Raw genomic sequence first — 16,344 nt, 5'->3', positions numbered from 1 at the left:
TCGGCATGTCGACGGATGGCACGGCAACCTCGAAGACAGTGGGTTGGGCGCCCCCGCCTCGCCGATGCCTGCCTGAACCGGCAACCCCGGTCCCGAGCTGGCCGCTGCCGGCTGAAGCCGAGTGCGGGGCCGCAGCCCGCTGAAAGTTATCTCTGCGCAGAACTTCCCGGGTCCGCAGCGGCTGTCACGGCACGCCGACCGGATCGCCCACCTCAGCCGGACGCGCCTTCAACCCGCGGTGGCCCGGCTGTCCGGCGGGCCATCACGCGTACCAGCACGGGTAACGCGTTTGTCCTGGGGCGGGCACAGAAATCCCGGACTCAGTGAAAAGCCGGGGGAGCAGCGTCTACAGCAGGCCACCCAGGGGCCAGACGCGCTCGGCGAGCCGGCCGCGCAGCAGGTCGTCGGCGGTGTCGGCTTCGGTGAGCCAGTCGGCGCCGGCCAGCAAGTCGATGTGCTCGCCGAGCTGGTCGACCGGGAGAGCGCAGAACGCGGCGGCCGCCTGAAGCGGGATCCCGCCGTCCTCGGGGTGGCCGAGGCGGCCGTCGGGGCGGGTGTGGGCGGCGGTGTACAGGGCGAGGAGCCGGGTGGCGGCACCGGTCTTCTTCTTGCGGAGCTTGCGGTCGCCGACGGTCTTCTGGGCCCAGCCGGAGAGCTTCGGGCGGGTGGACTTGCCGAAGGTGAACGGATACGGGTCACGGGGCAGCAGCGAGGGCACCGTGACCAGGGCGGGGCTCTCGGGCCGGGAGGCCAGGGCCTCGGTGACGGTGCCGGGCAGGCGCAGCCAGTCGGCGGCGACCAGCTGATTCAGGACCCGCTCGGTGTCGTCTGCGAGCCAACCGGTGAGGTCCTGGCCAGTGACGTTCCCGGTGCCGGTGCGCGCGGTGCGCAGGGTGAGCATGAGGACGGCCAGGTGCACTTGGGGGTCGTCGTGCGGGGCATGGGCGGGGACGTAGTCCAGCACGTTGCGGGCGCAGGCGGCCTGCTGACGGGTCAGCAACCTTTCCACCACGACCTCGCGCTGGCCGTCGGTACCGTCAGGCACGTAGGCGGTGCGATTGCGGTGGGTCTCGCGCTCGGTCTGCGCCGCCTGCCGGGCCCGCTGCGCCTCCAGGCGCAGGTTGGCGTCGCCGGTGACGTCTGCCCACAGGTCGAACGCGCGGGCCTTGCGCTCCTGGAGCTCGGCGAGCAGCGCGTGGTCGGGTTCGGGGCGCTTTTGGTGGTCGCGGAAGGCGTCGCCGAGTTCGACGAGCTCTGCGCGCAGGGAGTCGGGCTGCAGGTTGGACGGCACGATCCGCTGTGCGATCTTCCCCCACCGCTTCGGGCTCTGCGGCGTTGCGGCCGGTGCAGCCGTGCGGGCACCGGGCATGGCCGGTGCGGCGGTGGGGGAGGGCGGCTCGGTCGCGGGCAACGGGGTGCGGTCGGAGAACGCCGCCGCCACCTCCTGTCCGACGGTGCCGCCCGCGTGCTCCCGTGCCGGCGAAGGATTCCCGCTGACCGTGGCCGCCTCGGTGGGCGCGGTGCGGGCCGCGGGCACGGCGCTGGCCAGCACCCGGCAGCCCGGGGTGGCGGCCGCGCAGCGCGCGCACGTCTCCGCCAGCCGCCACAGCCGTCCCGTCCGATCGGCATACACCGCCAGAACCACCGGGCCGCCGCACTTCACCGCATTCGCTACCACCCGCGTCGCGCCGTGCCGTCCGGCGCTCGCGTCGGGATCGGGGACGTGCCACGCGCAGCCGCCGGCCAGGCAGGCGCAGTACGCGTGAGTGCGCCGTCCGCCGCCCGTGCGAATGCGGGCGACGTGCAGCTTGACGTGCTCCACCGCCGCCTGGCGGCCCTCGGCGGTGCTCGGGAAGCGCTGGTCGGCGCAGGCCGCGGCGGAGCAGGACAGTCGGACGGTGCCGGCTGTGGGGCGGTCGTAGGGGTCCAGGCGCACCGTGAACGCCCGTCCCATGACGCGTTCCTGCTGTGTGCCGGTCTCGGCCTGCATCGTCACCTGCGACTCCCGCGCTGTGTAGGCCCGTTGTTCCGGGCGGATTCCATCATCGTGGAGCCGGCCCATCGGGTGGGGTGAGTGGCGACACGCCGCGCGAAGCGGATCGCTCCTCACCGGCGCCGCATGACCCTAGCCCGTGACCGCGTCCGCGACCGCGTCCGCGACCGGCCCGCTGGGTCGGCCGGCGGGGGTAGCGTGGGCGGCCGCGGGGCGTTGATCAACGGGGAGGGGTAAGCCGTGCGGTTTCCCAGTAGGGAGCAGCTGGCGGTTCTGAGCGAGGCCGAGTTCGAGGCGTTCGCCTCGTTGCACTTCGCGATGACCGAGGTGCGGCACGAGTGGGGCACCTCCAGGGCGGCCCTGGACCGGTTGTTCGCGTTGTCCGATCACGCCGAGCACCTCGATGACGGTGCCCGGTTCACCTTCCGGTCGCGGGCGCTGGACGAGGTGCGCCGTGCCGCCTACCAGTACACCGATGCGGTGGAGAAGGTGATGTGGCCGTGCGTCAGCGCCTACACCGTGCTCGGCATCGCCGTCCTGGAACGAGTGGTCGACGGCAAGGTTCCGCTGACCGACCAGGTGGTGGCGGAACTGGCCGAGGAGCCGACGCTCGGACAGCTGCACGCCGCACTGTCCGTTCCGGTCCCGGCCCTGCTGACCGCGCGCGACGCCCAGTCCGTCGAATCCGCCCAGCAGCGCCGCGAGCAGCTGCTGGCAAGGGTGGAGGGCGTCTACGAATCCCTCGCCGACCCGATGTTGCCCTCGCCGTTGACCCGGAAGCAGGCCGCCGTCAGTCGGCTGACCGAGGCGCAAGCCGAGGGCACCGACGCGCTCTGGGAGGGGCTGCTGGAGCCCCTCGTGTTCCTGGCCGGCCAGACGCCCTCGGACGTCGCCTTCCACCTTCGCCAGCGCGGCTGACCGTCGTCCGCACCGCGGCCGAGCCGGCGCGGTTCCGCTGCGCCGCGCGTCGGCGATGACGCCCGGGCGGCACTCACTCTCGGCTCTCGGCGATACCGCATGATCAGCCGACCCGGTACGGAAGAAGGGACCGCGGCGGCCCGGCTCCCGCGTGTCGGCGAGGGCCAGGCCGTCGCCGTGGGGCGCACCGCGCCCGGCGGGCGATTTCTGCATTGCCCCGCCCGGGGCCCCGGTGCGGTGGCACGATGAGATGTCCATGGTCAGGCGCCTGTTGGGGGGTTGTCGTTGCCGGGTGACAAGCGGCGAATCCAGACGGCGGTACTGGGCGGGGCGGACTCGGAGGATCCGCTGATCCTGCCGCTGGAAGCGATCGAATTGGACGCCTTCCGCCGAGAGCACACCGAGGACACCTTCTGGTGCGGGCTGCTGCTGGGCGGCTGCGGAGACCAGCTGACGACGAAGCTCTACACCGACCGCGTCTGCCACTTCTCCCATTTCCCCGACCCGACCGGCCTGCACGTGTGCGGGCGTCGAGCCCGGGACGTGGCCAGCGCCGACCACCTCTACGCGAAGGCCGCCGCCACGACCTGGCTCCGCGACCAGGGCCACCAGGGCGCCGTCCACCTGCGCGAACCGCTCGGCTCCGTCGTCGACATCGCCTTCGACCAGCAAGCACGCGGGCTGCGCCTGCACCTGGACGACGCGGTGGCACCGGCGTGGGACGACGAGACCATGGAGCCGGTCCTGGGCATGTCGGTGCCAGTCGATGCCGAGACGCTGGTGCGCCGCTGGTACGTCCACCGCATCCGGCTCGAAAGCCGCGGGACAGCCCGCGACGTGCGCATCGGAACCGAGGCGTTCGCCCGCCCCACCCAGTGGTTCACCCTCCAGGAATGCAGCACCACCGAGCGGGGCCTGAGCACGCCTGCGGTCGAGGAGATCTCCGCCGCCCGCCGCGTTCCCCGATCAGGTGGCACCGGATACCGGCCGGCGGTGGGGGCACCCAACACGGCGGCCCACGCCAAGGCGCTCCTGCGCCGCCTCGCGGAGGGCCGCAAGCTCGAGTCGGTCATCGTCGTCACCGGCGTCGTCGAGGAGATCCGTGCCTTGGGCCCGCTCGACCCGGCGACCCGCGCCCAGGTCGACCAAGCCCTCCAGGACCTCGATCAGTGGTTCGCCGCGCAGGCGCAGGCCCGCCGGGACCTGTTCACCCGCATCGACCAAGCCGTCCAGGACCAGGACACCGCCGAGGTGCGCCACCTGCTGCTCCTCGCCAACGTCAAGGCCTCCCACGAACGCACCGTCGACGAGGAGGCGGCCCTGGTGGCCGCCGCCGAGCACGTCGCCGCCGTTGCCGCACGCCGCCGGGCAGCCCCGCAGCCAGGGCTGCCCATGTCGGTCGTGATCGCCCGTCACCGGGCGGGCAGTCTGCTGGACGATCTCGAAGGCCAGCGCTCCATGAAGACGGCTGGGTTGCGCGCATTGGTGGACGCACTTGCCCAGGAAGCGGCCATAGCCGGCGATGCGCTCAGCCCCGAGGACCAGGCGCTCGTCCAGCGCTGGGTCGCCCGTGCCGGCAGCAACCGGGCTGTCGCATGGGCCGCCTCCCGGAACCGACCGGTGAGCTACCCGTGGAGCATGCACGATAAGGTCGCCCGCCGTTTTTGGATCGCGCGTTCGTGCCCTCGGTGCGGCGCGGAGGCCGGGCAGGACTGCCAGGCAGCCGAACCGTGGCGCCGGGGGCCCCACGAAGAGCGGACTCAGCTGATCCTCGACGAACGAAAGGCCCGCCAGCGGCGGGGAACCTGCCCGGTCTGCGGTCGGCCCCCTGGCGAAGCGTGCGCCACGACGAACGGAGGCCCGCACCCCGCGCGCATGGCCCGCAAGAACAGGGCCAGCAGCGGTTAAGCGACTCCCACCACGTCCCTGACGCCGTCCCGCCCGCGCCCGTCCCTCCCGGTAGGAAGCCGACAGCGGTTGAGCGGCGTGAAGAAGCGGGGCCTTCCCGTAGCGCCTGATCAGCTGCTGTCGGGGAGGAACTGCCGCCAGGCCGTGAGCTGGGCGATCGTGCGCTGCAGCTCGTCGACGACCTGGTCCAGCTCCTGCTTGGTGCGGGCAGGAGTCGGTGTCCGCGCTGATCTCCAGGACCGGGGCGGTGCGTCCGGCGGGGTTCTCGAAGGCGACGAGGGTGAACGTCATCTCCGGGAAGTGCTGCCCCGGCGCGGGCGGGTTCGGCATAGCCCAGGCGAGGGGCTGCGAGATGTGCATGATGCCGTCCTCGGAGTGCTCCAGCGCGCGGTGGACAGCTCCCGACACCACGGCGGGCAGACGACCGGGACCGGGGACATGTCGGACTCGCTCACGCTCCCCACCGTAGAACGCCAGCTGGGCGTGGCCAGCCGCGCCGCGTCGAAGCACGTCAGACCCGGACGCCATACCCGGCGGCGCCAGCGTGGAGCCGCATGACCAGGACCGCTCCACCGGGTGCCCGCCGACCGCTACCGTCGATCCTGCGGCCCGTCGTCCCGGCGGCCGCCACCACCGAGGAGGACCAGGTGACCACCCAGCCCGACCACCAGGCCCAGGGCGCGCCGAGGCCGGCCACCCTGCATGAGCTGCGCACCGCGCTGTCCCGTTACGGACTGCCCGGCGACCGGGAGCAGTTCGAGCAGGCCCTGGCCGCCGCGCTCGACTCTTCCCCGATCGGCGACCTGGCCGCCGTTGCCGAGGTCATCGCCACTTACCGCCACCGCCTGCTCCTGCGCACCAGTCCGGAGGCCATGACCTCCCTCGCCGCACCCATCGGCGGCCAGCAGTGGACCCCGGCCGCCGACGTCTTCGCCCGGCTCCGCGCGGCCGGCGGCGACCGGTGAGCGACCAGCCCGAACAGCCGGCGCCGCTGCACGTCTTCCTCTCCGACGCCGCCGAAGCCGCCCTCGCCGCGCTGCGCCCCGGGGAACTGGACGCGGTTGAGAAACTGGTCGAGCGCCTGGCGGTCTTCCCGCGGCTCGGCATCCCGGTGCCTGGCGGCACCGACCCGGAGGTCGACGACTACACCGCCCGCACCGACCCGGCCTTTGACTCCGGCGACCGCATCAGCGTCGTGTACAGATTCCACCCCGGCATGTCCGCGATCTTCGTGACCTGGGTGATCGCCGGACCCTGACCCACCCCCCGCAGCGCCCCCGCAGATGCCCGGCTCCGGTGACCTACCGCGGGCCAGGGGCCTGGGTGAGCAGATCGGGCAGGCGCAGCGGGCCGCGCTGGTGGGGGCTGGCTCGGTGGTTCCACAGCGAGTGGGGCCACGGTGCGGTGAGTTCGGGGCCGCAATTGCCGGCGCCGCGGACGCCGTCCCGAACGGCGGTGAAGCGGTGACCCGTAGCCGCCTTGCATGGTCGGCGCGGGATACAGAAGGTCACCGTCGATCAGATAGGCCTGGCCGAAACCGTTCTCGCCGGTGGTGTCGCTGGCGCACCACAGTCCCCACTCGGCGTGGGCGCCGATGTCCGCGCACGGGCCGTCCAGCGGTTCCCGGGCGAACGTGCCGTCCGAGGCTCCGCAGGGGCAGCCGTCCTGGAACTGGTACCAGTCGATGGGCGCCTGGTGGTCGAGCTTGTCGGCGAGCCAGCCGGGGTGGATGCCGAGCGCGGCCGCGAGCTGGTCCCGCTCCGGGCCTGGGGGTGGAGCGGCCGGCGGCCCAGTGCCCGATCTGGTGGGCGGGCACGCCGATCGTACGGGCGAGGGCGGTCTTGTTGGTGCCGGTGGCGGCGATCAGCAGGCGCAGCCGGCGGGGGAGAGCCCCGAGCTAAGCGCTGGTCGGCGCAGGCCGCGGCGGAGCAGGACAGCCGGACGGTGCCGGCTGTGGGGCGGTCGTAGGGGTCCAGGCGCACCGTGAACGCCCGTCTCATGACGCGTTCCTGCTGCGTACCGGTCTCGGCCTGCATCATCACCTGCGACTCCCCGCGCTGTGTAGGCCCGTTGATTTCCAGGCGGGTCCCATCGTCGTGGAGCCAGCCCATCGGGTGGGGCGAGTGGCGATACGCCGCGCCAGGCTGATCGGCGCGGGAGAACGATGGGCGCACCGCTTCCGGCGGGCGATTTTCTCCAGGACTGGGGTGGCGCGTCCGGCGGGGTTCTCGAAGGCGACGAGGGTGAACGTCATCTCCGGGAAGTGTTGACCCGACGCTGGCGGGTTCGGCATGGCCCAGGCGAGCGGCTACGAGACTGGCTGGCGCGCCGCGCGTCGAGGGCGGACCAGGAGCTGACATCAGCGCCCACTACGACAAGGCGAGCACCTGAGTAACGGCTCTGAGGCTAGCTCGATCACCGAGTGTGATGAAGTCCGGGGCAGAGCGGTCATCTGCGCCCCGCCGCGTCTTCGGCTGAAAGTGGCTGTCAAGATTCGCCATCCTGGCCGCTTACTGCCAAATGGCCTGCTCAGGAGTCGTTGCCCCCAGCGATTTTCAGCCACGCCATGTACGTGACCGCGGCCGAAGTCAAGTTGGAAGGGCTCCGTCTACCCCGCACCTTGCGCAGCACCCGTCAAATCGAAGAGAAGATAGGAAATTCGTGCTGCAGCGATTTCGACTGCGGGGTGGACCTGCTCTTATGACCGTCTGTAATAAGAACTAGGGCGTCCCCGTTCTTCCCGGGCCAGGAACCGCCGTCGTTGACGAGCAGCTAGGGTGTTTGTCTGATGGGCGTCGACGCATCCGGCGTGAGACGGCACCTTGCCCTTGGCGCCCGGCCTCGCAAGAAAAGTTCCTCTCGCCGCGATTTCACTCGGAGGTGAATCATGCCGCGTTCTGCGCTCAGCATCCTCTCGCAAAGGGACTTCAATGGAGACGTTCTCCCCGACGCCCTGCTCATGAAGACTTTTGAGCAACTCATTGAGGAGCACGGGTATGTGCTCATGTGCAACGTTCCCGAGGGGTTCGACCCGGTCAGGTTCTGTCGGCGGCTCGGCAGCTTCGTCCCCAATTACACGGGGGCTGTGGTGGGGGATGTGCGGCCGGAGCCCGGAATGGACGATGTCTACCACGCTGGTAACACTCGGCCGCTGACCCCCCATTCGGAAGGCTACGACTTCGCGATCGAGCCTCCTCGCTACATCGCTCTTTGGTGCGTGGCTCCGGCCGAGGGGCCTGGTGGTGAGACGACGATCGCCGACACGCGGCCGTGGGTGGAGGCCCTTACTGAAGACGAACGCGCCCGCCTGCTGTCGACTGAATACAGCTGGAAGACAACAGAGGGAATACAGCGCCTCGGGTTGGACCTCAAAACGCTCCACCCCATTCTGGAAGAATCCCCCCAAGGGCTCATCGTCCGCTTCAGCTGTAACAATCTCATCCGCGAAGACGACGACCTAGCCGCCGAAGTCCAGCGCCGTTGGCACGAATCCTTCGATGCCGAGCACATTGCCATCGAATACCGGGAGCGAGACATGCTGGTATGGGACAACTGGCGGCTTCTTCACGCCAGGAACGCCTTCAATGACAGAAGGCGCCACCTTCGCCGGATCCAGATCGCCGCCAGCGCCTGAGAAAGGACACCTTCCATGCACCGCACCATGCTGCACAGCAAGATTCACCGGGCAGTCGTGACGCAGGCCGATCTCCACTATGTCGGATCGCTCACGCTCGACCGTGACCTCATGGACGCCGCCGACCTGCTGGCCGGGGAGAAAGTGGACATCGTCGACATCGACAACGGCAACCGGCTGAGCACGTACGTGATCGAAGGCCAGCGCGGGAGCGGGATCGTCGGGATCAACGGCGCGGCCGCCCGGCTCATCTGCCCCGGCGACCTGGTGATCATCATCGGCTACGTCTCGGTCACTGACGAGGAGGCCCGCACGGTCCAGCCGCCCGTGGTGTTCGTCGATGCGACCAACAAGCCGCTCGCCACAGGCAGCGATCCGGTGGAGGTGCCGGCGCTGCCGGCGGCCGCGGGTCTTGTTCGCGGGGACGCACTTGCGGAGGGCACGCGATGACCACCCTAGATTCTCCGGCAAGCCGGGCCCTGGACGCTCCGCCTCTGCGGCTCGGCAACGCGCTGGCCCACTACTACGGTGAGATCTCGGCCCTCCTGCGGGAGACCGGCGCCCACACCACAGTCAGTGGGTTCACTCCCGGATGGGAACTCCCGTCGCTCACACCGCAGTTGACGAAGTTCTTCGCGCCCAGTGAAATCAGCGCCCACGATGTGGGTGACTATCGGGGCCTGCACCTCAAGCTCCTCCATTTGATGCACAACGAGCGGACCCGCACGACGAAGACCTTCGCCTCGCTGCTCATCGTGGCGCGCGCCGTGGCTCACATTCAGCGCACGGGCGAGCCAGTGCTACTCATCACCCCGTCGAGTGCCAACAAGGCCACGGCGCTGCGGGACGCCGTTCTGCGCGCCTACGAGAGTGGTCTGGCTGCTCCGGCGCAGTTGGGGATCGTCTGCCTGGTTCCCTACAGCGCCCGGACCAAACTCTGGCGCTCGGCGCTGACGGACGATCCGGACTTGCGGGCGCGCAACCCGCTGGCGGTCCTGACCCATCACCGGCCCGACACGGTCAAGGAATTAGCCCTCGCCGTCGCGCGCTCCGAAACCGAGGAAGTCTTCCGCCGCTACGGCGTACGGCTGTGGCACACCCTCGACCTGGCCAACTACGCGGTGGCCGACACCGCGCGCGCTCTCTTCGAACGCGACCACCTGCCGCGCGAGGCCCGGGTGCACGCCCATTCCGTCTCCAGCGCCTTCGGACTGCTGGGACACTTCTACGGCCAGCAGCACCACACCGGCCGTGAGTGGCCGGACACCCAGGCCCGGTACTTCCTTGTCCAACATCTGGGCACTTCCGACATGGTGTCCAGCTACTACCACAGTCGCTTCGACTACCGCCCGGCTTGGCGCGAGGAGAACGGCCTGGTCGTGCAGGACCACGACCCGCGATTCCCGGCCCGTGCCTACACCCCGGACGAGCAGCTCGACTCCACCTTCTACACCCGCTCGCCCGCGACGTCCGAGCGCATGAACCAGATCCTGCGCCAGCAGGACGGCGGCGGCATCGTGGTGTCGCTGCCGGAGTGCCTGGATCGCTATCCGCTGGTCCGCTCGCTCGTACGGACCGCGGGCGTCCTGCTGCCTGCCGACCCGAGGGAACTGCGGGAGTGGTCACTGGTCATGGCGTTCACCGGGGTACTCAATGCGACCGACCGGGGCCTGCTGGACCCCGGTGAAGTGCTCGTTCACGGCTCGGGGTCCTATCAGTCAGAGGACTTCACCCCGCCGGAAGCCCACCACCTGACCACCGTGACCGACTGCGCCCGTCTGACGGAAGCCGTTCACGCGGCAGCGGCCAGCCTGTGAAGGCGACCAACGCCGTCGAGACGGCAGCGAGCACGACGCTCATGCCCCTGGCGCGGTCCCATGGTAGGAACGGGATGGGATGGGCTCTGACGCCATGGGCGGCCGCCCGGGCACTGGCGGCCTACACCTGGAACAACAGCCCGACCCGGATCGTCCGCGGCGCCCGCCGCGTCCACGACGCACACGCAGCGAAGACGACCGTCATCACCTCGGAAGCGAACGGCCTGACCATCGCCTACGCGGGCCTTCCCATCGGGGAGAGCAACATCCTGCAACTCCTCGAAGAACGACGTGACCGCCGCACGGACGAACAACCCCCCCGCCACCGGCAGTCAGTTCGCTGGCAGGAACTGGCGGCCGGCCACTTTCCTCCCGCCGACCTCGTCGTCATAGGCGCCGAGGAGCAGCGCATGCGGTCGCTGCCGACGGCCGGCTCGCTCACCGCCCCTTTCCGGCTGCACCTGATGGTGGACCTGCCCCCGTCTCCCCAAGACCTGCGAAACCTCATCTCCCGGCGCGAAGATCAGCAGTTCCGCCGCTCGCAGCGCGAGCACCACTGGACGCTCACCGAAGACCGCAGCCCCAAGGCGTTCGAGGACTTCTACTGGAACATGCATCTGCCCACCATGCGCAACCGCCACGGTGACCGCAGCCGCACTGAGAAACCGGACATAGCCCGGTACGCAGTTCTCGGCTCCGGAACCCTGCTGCTGCTGCGTGAGGCCGGCGAACCGATAGCAGGGGCTCTGTGCCACTGGTCGAAGCGTCTGAAGACCCTCACCACCCGCCTCCTCGGAGTGCGCGGCGGCTTGGAAGAGCACTACCGCAGCGGAGCGTTCAAGGCGTTGTACCACCTGCTGATGGCCTGGTCCTGTTCGCGCGGGATTCCCCGGGTCGACTTCTACGGTACCGAGGCGCTGATCAGCAAGGGCATCTTCCAGTGGAAGCGCCGTTTGGGAGCCGGTCCCGTTCTGCCGCCCAATCACTTCGCCACCAAGCGCCTGCGCGTCTACCCACGACATGACACCCCGGCACTGCGGGACTTCCTCGTGGCGAACCCCCTCATCCGTCTGGAGAGCGACAGCACGATGACTCCCGTGTACTTCACTGACGCGCACCGGCCACCACGGCTCGACTACAGCGCCCACTGCCCCGGACTGGCCGAGCCCGTCCTGCTCGACCTGGACACCTGGCTTCCCGCGTGCCGCGAGGCGATCGGCGACCACGCCCCCGTGCGCGCCATATGACGCGCACCCGCGCCGTGCTGATCATCGGCACCGGTGCTTTCGCAAAGAACCTGGTCCGCGGACTGGCCGCCCGCAGCTCGGGCCCGGTCCTCGTCCACATCGCCAGCGCCGACCTGGGACGGTCCCGCGAACTGGCCGCGCTCGGCAATGCCCTCGCAGCCTGCGCAAACGGCCCGGCACGGTTCGAGGGACTGCTCCACGACAGCCGCAGTACAGCCGACCTGCGCCCCTTTCTGACCCGGTATCGCCCGGATGTGCTCGCCGTCTGCTCCTCGGACATCTCAGCCGCAGACCTGCACGGGACACCGTCCGCCTGGAGGGACCTCCTAAACGAGGCCGGGCTCAGCGCGACCCTGCCATTCCAGACCACCGTCGCCCTGCGCTGCGCCCGCGCCGCAGCCGAGGCCGACACGGGGACCGCGGTCGTCAACGCCTGCTTCCCCGACGCGGTGAACCCGCTCATCCACGCCGCCGGAGCACCGGTACTGTGCGGGCTCGGGAACGTGGCAACGCTCGCCACCGCGGTGCGAGGCGCCTTACCCCTGGAGGACGAGTCCCGTCTGAAACTCCTCGCCCACCACGGCCACCTCCACACCCCGCCCGACGGCTGGGAAGCGCAGGTATGGCTCGATGACAACCCCGTCCAGGACGCCGCCGAACTGCTGAGCCACGCGCGGGCGCAACCACGCTCCGACCTCAACGAGACCGGCGCGGTGGCGGCGGCTGCCGTAGTCGATGCCATCGCCCACGACCTCGACTACCTGGACTGCCACCTACCCGGCCCCCAAGGCCGCCCCGGCGGCTACCCCGCAGTGGTGACCCGCCGCAGCGTATGCCTGCGACTGCCTCCGGGGATGCCCGAACGCCAGGCCGTCGCCATGAACAACCGGTGGAGCGCCCTTGACGGGATCACCGTGGACCCCACCGGCACCGCCCGCTTTACCCCGGACGTCCTGCGCCGCGTGCGCGAGGACTGGCCAGACGCCCCCGACGCCTTCACCGCGCACCACGTCGAGGACCTGCGCGCCGAGTTGATACCGCTCCGCGACCGGCTCCGCCGCCAACCATCCTCCTCACGCCGCGAACCGGCGTCGTAGCCCGCACCACTGCACCGACATCATCCGGAGGAACCCTCCATGCCCGCTGCCCACCCCACGCTGCCGCTGCCACCGCCTGCCATGGACGTAGATGTGCTGCGCCAAACCCTCGCCTCTGAAATCCGCGGTACCGGCGTCCCGCCGAGGGAAGCGCTTCCGGCCGCCCCGATCGCCCTGCCCCGCGAGGTCTACGCCGAACTCTTTCGCGCTGCTCGCTCCCTCCTCGACCTGCTGCGGCGCACCGCCCTTGAGGTGGCAGCCACGACCGAGGGCCGACTGGAGGCGTTTGGTGTCTCCCCTGAGGACTACCCCCTGTTCTGCGACGACCCGGTACTGGAGGAGCGGTACGCCGCCTGCATGGCGCGGCCGGACATCGTCATCGGCGCCAACGGCCCCCGGTTCCTGGAGTTCAACGTCAGCGGGGCGGTGGGGGGCGCCGTCGAACTTCACTGCCTCTACCGGGCCTGGCACGAGCTCTACCGCCGAACAGAAGACTCACCCCCCTTCGGTTTCGACGACCCCTTCGCCGGCCGGGCGGACCTCTTCACCGATGTCTGCACCGAACTGTCGCTCCCCCCGCGCCTTGTCTGGGTCGGCAGTACCCGGGACCTCAAGCACACCGACTCGACCCGTTACTTCGACCTCGAAATGGCCTACCTCAACCGGCGAGGCTTCGATGCCAGGTTCCTCGAACCCGAGGATCTGCACACCGCCTGGGACGCTCCCGAAGCGGAACGCAGGCTCCTGGGGCTTCGTCACTTCACAGTGCCCGAATGGCGCGATCTCGGTATCGACTCGGGCCCGGTCAAGGACGCACTCCGGCACGGTTGCCTGCTCCTGGCCCCGCAAACCTCCTCCTTCCTGGCCAACAAGCAATGCCTTGGCCTGCTGTCGGAAGGACGCCCCTGGATGTCCGAGGCAGAACGGAGCGTCGTGAGCCGCTACCTGCCATGGACACGCGTCCTCGGCAACCGTCCAACGGACCACCACGGCCGACGAATCGACCTCCTGAAGCACACCGTGGAACATCGCGAGGACCTGGTTCTCAAGGCCGGCATCGGCATGCAGGGACTCCAGGTCCTCATCGGGCGCGACACCGACCCAGCCATGTGGCAGGCCCGAGTGGAAGAAGCCGCCGAAGCAGGCGGCAGCATCGTCCAGGAACACGTCACCGGCGTGGCGGTCCCCGTCTTCTCCACTCCCGCGCCCGGCGCCGCCCCCGAGGTCACCAACGTCGTTCCGGTCTTCAGCCCGTTCCTCTTCGGCAACCACGCCTCCGGCGTCTGGGCCCGCTACCGTGCCGACGGCGGCGAAGGCATCGTCAGCCGCGAAGGATACGGCGCCATGGAAAACGCCGTAGTCGTCTGTTGAGAACAGATGTAGAGAGCAGACAGTGAAAGCAGATCCGTCCCGGAAGCCCACCCCTCAACCGCCACGAGCAGAATGGCGTCATCCATGACGCGCTACAAAGACGTGTTCCGGGCACCGGAATTCCTGCCCCTGTTCCTGGTCGCCACCACGCAGGTCGCAGCCCAGACAGTGGCCGGGCTGGCCTTCGGCACACTGGTCTTCGAGCGCACCCATTCACCTCTGGCATCCGCGCTGGCGACCTTCGGCCCCTCCCTCGCCCAGGCCGTGGGCGCCACAACGGTGCTCGCCTCGGCAGACCGGCTCCCTCCCCGCGCCGCCACGACCGTCACCGCCCTCCTACTCGGCGCGGAAACCGCGCTCCCGGCCGTTCCGCGGCTACCGATCCCCATCCTTTTCCTCGCGCTGTTCATCCTCGGAATCACGGCCTCCCTCAGCGGCGGCGTCCGCTACGGCCTCCTCAACGAAATCCTCACCGCCGACCAGTACCTCGCCGGACGATCCCTGTTCAACATCTCCTTCGGCATCACCCAGATCGTCGGTTTCGCCCTCGGCGGCCTCCTCGTCACCCTGCTGACACCCGAAGGAGCACTGCTCTTCGGCGCGGGCCTCTACACGGCTTCAGCGGTAATCGCCCGCCTCTTCCTCAGCCCCCGCCCCGCCCGCGCCCACGGCACCCCTTCCATGGGCGATAGCTGGCGGAACAACGCGGCCCTGCTCTCCCCACGGGACCGCCGAAGCGTCTTCCTGGCCCTGTGGGTTCCTAACGGCCTCATCGTCGGCTGCGAATCGCTCTACATCCCCTACGCCCCCCATCACGCCGCCCTCCTCTTCTCCCTCGGCGCCGCAGGCATGCTCACGGGAGACGTCCTGGCGGGACGGTTACTCCCCCCGCTGTGGCGCGGCCGCCTCGCCGGGCCCTTCCGACTCCTGCTGGCCCTTCCCTACCTCGGTTTCGCGTTGTCCCCGCCGCTGCCCGTCGCCGCCGTACTCGTCCTACTCGCCTCGATCGGCTACTGTGCCGGCCTCCTGCTCCAGGAGCAGCTGCTGCGACTGATCCCCCAAGACCTGAGCGGCCAGGCCCTGGGACTGCACTCCTCCGGCACCCTGGCCATGCAGGGCGTCGGTGCGGCTCTGGCCGGAACCCTGGCCCAGGTCGTCTCCGTTACGGCGGCCATAGCCACCATGGCGGTCCTGTCTGTGGCCGTCACCCTGTACCTCGGCCCCGCCTTGCGAACCGCGCCCCAGCCGACCGGATGACGGCGCGCAGGCTTCGCCCAGAGCGGGTAAGAGGACGACACAACAGCAACCGGCGTCGCCGCACACGACGCGAGCTCGAGAGGCGGCCAAAATTTTCACAGGATTCGACCTCACCCACATCACCGTCAACGGCGTCACCCTGCGTGTACGCCATGGCGGTGACGGGCCTGCCGTGCTCCTGGTCCACGGCCACCCACGCACGCACACCACCTGGCATCGCGTTGCCCCGCTCCTGGCCCAGGAGTACACGGTGGTCTGCCCGGATCTGCGCGGCTATGGGCAATCCACCAAACCACCCACCGACGAAACGCACACGCCCTACTCGAAGAGGGAGATGGCCAATGACTTGGTCGCGCTGATGAAAGCACTCGGCCACGACCGCTACCACCTGGTGGGCCACGACCGTGGCGGTTACGCCGCCATGCGCCTGGCACTGGACCATCCGGCCGCCGTGTCCCACTACACCGCACTCGACGTCGTGCCCATCGGGGAGGCGCTCTCGCGCTGCGACGCCAACTTCGCAACCCGCTGGTGGCACTGGTTTTTTCGGGCACAGCCATTTCCGCTCCCCGAAACAGCCATCAGCGGCGCTCTGGACCAGTGGTACCCGGATCCTCCCGAGCACATGGGGACAGAATCATGGCTTGACTTCCAAGAGTCGCTCAAAGACCCACGAACCATCCGCGCCATGTGCGAGGACTACCGTGCGGGCCTAGGCATTGACCGGCAGCACGACGAAGCCGATCGTGCCGCAGACCGCCGGATCACCTGCCCCGTCCACGTCCTCTGGGCCACCGAGAGCGACCTTCCGCTCCTCTACGAAGACATCGAAGAAGCATGGCGGCCCTGGGTACAGGGCGAACTCCAGGTCGAGCCCCTCAAGAGTGGGCACCACATCGCCGAGGATGCCCCCGAAGAGCTAGCCCACACCCTCCTGCAGGCTTGGTCCGCAGTTCCCCAAAGGTAATTTGAGGGTCTGTAAAAAGAACGGCTCTTACAAGATTTTCGGGGTCTGTAAAAAGAACGGTGTAACTCCCGATCAAGGAAGTAGCACCTGATGACAGACGTGATCGTCTCCGCCGAGGCCGTGGAGGCCGTGCGG

The 16,344-nt window shown here is 69.5% G+C and carries 13 protein-coding genes; 12 read left to right on the top strand and 1 reads right to left on the bottom strand.

The features are described 5' to 3' along the window. Positions 1-346: 346 nt before the first annotated feature. Positions 347-1,990 (bottom strand): hypothetical protein, encoded by a 1,644-nt coding sequence (locus ACIRVF_RS38705; protein WP_402829129.1) that lies wholly within the window; start codon positions 1,988-1,990, stop codon positions 347-349. A 243-nt stretch (positions 1,991-2,233) separates the two neighbouring features. Between ACIRVF_RS38705 and ACIRVF_RS38700 the strand changes: the two genes are divergently transcribed. The 12 genes from ACIRVF_RS38700 (at position 2,234) to ACIRVF_RS38645 (ending at position 16,209) form a co-directional block, all read left to right on the top strand. Continuing rightward, the gene (locus ACIRVF_RS38700) at positions 2,234-2,911 is read left to right on the top strand and encodes a hypothetical protein (RefSeq protein WP_402828999.1); all 678 of its coding nucleotides are present in this window, start codon (positions 2,234-2,236) and stop codon (positions 2,909-2,911) included. Between the two features lie 285 nt (positions 2,912-3,196). Next, on the top strand, positions 3,197-4,819 hold the full coding sequence (locus ACIRVF_RS38695; protein ID WP_402828998.1) for a hypothetical protein: 1,623 nt from the start codon (positions 3,197-3,199) through the stop codon (positions 4,817-4,819). Between the two features lie 554 nt (positions 4,820-5,373). Then, positions 5,374-5,784: a hypothetical protein gene (locus ACIRVF_RS38690; protein ID WP_402828997.1), complete on the top strand. Its 411-nt coding sequence runs from the start codon at positions 5,374-5,376 to the stop codon at positions 5,782-5,784. Further along, the gene (locus tag ACIRVF_RS38685; RefSeq protein ID WP_402828996.1) at positions 5,781-6,077 is read left to right on the top strand and encodes a hypothetical protein; all 297 of its coding nucleotides are present in this window, start codon (positions 5,781-5,783) and stop codon (positions 6,075-6,077) included. Before ACIRVF_RS38690 ends, ACIRVF_RS38685 begins: the two co-directional genes overlap by 4 nt. A 1,629-nt stretch (positions 6,078-7,706) precedes the next feature. Next, entirely contained in the window at positions 7,707-8,453 is a 747-nt protein-coding gene (locus ACIRVF_RS38680; protein ID WP_402828995.1) for a TauD/TfdA family dioxygenase, read from the top strand. Between the two features lie 15 nt (positions 8,454-8,468). Continuing rightward, on the top strand, positions 8,469-8,903 hold the full coding sequence (gene panD / locus ACIRVF_RS38675) for an aspartate 1-decarboxylase (RefSeq protein WP_402828994.1): 435 nt from the start codon (positions 8,469-8,471) through the stop codon (positions 8,901-8,903). Next, complete coding sequence (locus tag ACIRVF_RS38670) at positions 8,900-10,270, top strand: DUF6002 family protein (protein WP_402828993.1); 1,371 nt, start codon at positions 8,900-8,902, stop codon at positions 10,268-10,270. Before panD ends, ACIRVF_RS38670 begins: the two co-directional genes overlap by 4 nt. A 74-nt stretch (positions 10,271-10,344) precedes the next feature. Beyond that, positions 10,345-11,517 carry a GNAT family N-acetyltransferase gene (locus ACIRVF_RS38665; protein ID WP_402828992.1) on the top strand — a complete coding sequence of 391 codons (1,173 nt, stop codon included), beginning with the start codon at positions 10,345-10,347 and terminating at the stop codon, positions 11,515-11,517. Beyond that, positions 11,514-12,614 carry a hypothetical protein gene (locus ACIRVF_RS38660; RefSeq protein WP_402828991.1) on the top strand — a complete coding sequence of 367 codons (1,101 nt, stop codon included), beginning with the start codon at positions 11,514-11,516 and terminating at the stop codon, positions 12,612-12,614. Before ACIRVF_RS38665 ends, ACIRVF_RS38660 begins: the two co-directional genes overlap by 4 nt. Before the next feature lie 39 nt (positions 12,615-12,653). Further along, complete coding sequence (locus ACIRVF_RS38655) at positions 12,654-13,985, top strand: hypothetical protein (protein ID WP_402828990.1); 1,332 nt, start codon at positions 12,654-12,656, stop codon at positions 13,983-13,985. Between the two features lie 84 nt (positions 13,986-14,069). Continuing rightward, entirely contained in the window at positions 14,070-15,242 is a 1,173-nt protein-coding gene (locus ACIRVF_RS38650; protein WP_402828988.1) for an MFS transporter, read from the top strand. 91 nt (positions 15,243-15,333) lie between these two features. After that, complete coding sequence (locus ACIRVF_RS38645) at positions 15,334-16,209, top strand: alpha/beta fold hydrolase (RefSeq protein ID WP_402829128.1); 876 nt, start codon at positions 15,334-15,336, stop codon at positions 16,207-16,209. The last annotated feature ends 135 nt before the right edge of the window (positions 16,210-16,344 follow it).

Origin of the sequence: Kitasatospora sp. NPDC101157 (assembly GCF_044768255.1) — a bacterium.
Lineage (GTDB): Bacteria > Actinomycetota > Actinomycetes > Streptomycetales > Streptomycetaceae > Kitasatospora.
This window is presented reverse-complemented; position numbering and strand designations above follow the sequence as displayed.